2 protein-coding genes are annotated in these 1,577 nt (G+C 40.3%); one reads left to right on the top strand and one right to left on the bottom strand.

Annotation, left to right across the window (positions count from 1 at the left end; genetic code table 11):
* Window positions 1-182 precede the first annotated feature (182 nt).
* Window positions 183-1,238, bottom strand: coding sequence for a hypothetical protein (locus tag EQU50_RS08315; RefSeq protein WP_130154658.1), 1,056 nt, complete (start codon window positions 1,236-1,238; stop codon window positions 183-185).
* A 92-nt stretch (window positions 1,239-1,330) separates the two neighbouring features.
* Here EQU50_RS08315 and EQU50_RS08310 point away from each other — a divergent pair.
* A partial coding sequence (locus EQU50_RS08310) for a hypothetical protein (RefSeq protein ID WP_130154657.1) occupies window positions 1,331-1,577 on the top strand: 247 nt, incomplete at its 3' end.

The raw sequence follows: 1,577 nt of genomic DNA, 5'->3' as shown, positions 1-1,577 counted from the left end.
GATTGCGGGTATCGATCCCGCTGCCTCGTCGTTGCGAACGACGCGCTCTACCATGTGAGCTAAACCCCCAATTGATGGAAATTGAAGAAAAACTCACAAATAAAAATCAATTGCGTTCTTTCTCGCAACAAATGGCACGGAGTCCTCATAAAATTCTGCTTGTATATTAAAAATATCTAATGTTAACACGAGTCGGAATCACCATCGCCTATGTCTGGCACTTTAGAATCCAGACAAAACTTTTTCCGCGGGGTCCGGTTTTTTCTCCGAGCCGGGTGGCCCGACGCCGGGCAAACAGGGTGTCCCGCCCCGGGACCGGGATCGGCTAATCTCCGCAATCCGCGCGGAAGACTCATGTTATTCCCAAACTCCTGCCCAGGAGTCTGAGGCGCTGAAGGATACGCCCTTCGCTTTGCTTCCTTTATCAAGTGAGCGCCCCGCTTGAATAAGAATTGCGTGTGCCGTGTCCATATATTAGGTAGTAGGTCGCATCCTTTGACATTAGTAAAAAGACTTCTCAAAAAAGTATCCTCTTTATACTCACCCATGAACTTCTTGTGGTTCTTCTTTCCAAGTTTGGCACAATGTAAGCGTCGAAAGCATTGAAAGGAAGAGTAAGGAGAAGTATCAATATAATTTCTCAGTTCATTGTCCCAATTGTCTCTCATTTTTGATATGAAGTTCTTGGCTTGAACATTATCCTCAACATAATACCCATCGATTACGATATGATAGCTGATCTTATCATTAGTTGAGCTATCAAAGGTAAGTATGTTTTCATCATCAAGCTCGATCTCGTGCAAGCTAGTGAAGGTCTTACATAGTTGCTCTTTAAGCAAGTCGACTAAAGGGAGACCTTCCTCATCGTCGTTAGACGTCATAGCTTGGTCGAAAAGAGCTTCACCTCGTGTGAGGTCAAAATCCAATTTAAAACGTTGAGCCTTCATCGTAGGAAGATCGTCATCGCAGATAGAAACTTCATAAAAGTTCCTATTTGCATCAGCATGTCGGAGAATCTCTTCTTCGAGCTTGGCTGTTTCTACAATATAATATATTTTGGCATTTTCAACAAGAATGTTTTCAGCATTATAATAAGGAGGTTTATCACGAGCATAAACAGTTAGATCTTTCGTTCGTCCTGCATTCACGGTTGAAAGAGCTTTCATAAGCTGTGCCTTAGTAGGGTATGCCTTTTCAGTTATATCAAAGTTATCAAGAGTATCGAGATTAGTTGACATATGTAGTAGTGTGTGTTTTATATAAGGAGATATTTTTTGAATCAAAATTTAAAAATTGATTTAAAAAATCCCAACCTATATAAAAAACAGCCATGAATTCAGAAACCTTTATCAAGAATGCATTTCTCAAGGAAGCTATTAAAAATGTCTTAGACTACATGAAAACAGTAGATCAATCGTTCATCAGTGCAACTGATCAATGTCCCTGCTGTAAATCAAAAGCAAAAGTAAAAGCAAAAGCGAACACAAAAGCAAAAGCAAAGCAAACGCAAAAGCAAATGAAAAAGAAAAGCAGAAAGCAAAAGCAAGAAAAAGCAAACGCGAAAGCGAAAGCAAAAG

Origin of the sequence: Candidatus Finniella inopinata, assembly GCF_004210305.1 — a bacterium.
Lineage (GTDB): Bacteria > Pseudomonadota > Alphaproteobacteria > Paracaedibacterales > CAIULA01 > Finniella > Finniella inopinata_A.
This window is presented reverse-complemented; position numbering and strand designations above follow the sequence as displayed.

Bases quoted from the DNA above. Each gene is read 5' to 3' on its own strand.
- EQU50_RS08315 (WP_130154658.1), bottom strand. From the start codon at position 1,238: ATGTCAACTAATCTCGATACTCTTGATAACTTTGATATAACTGAAAAG.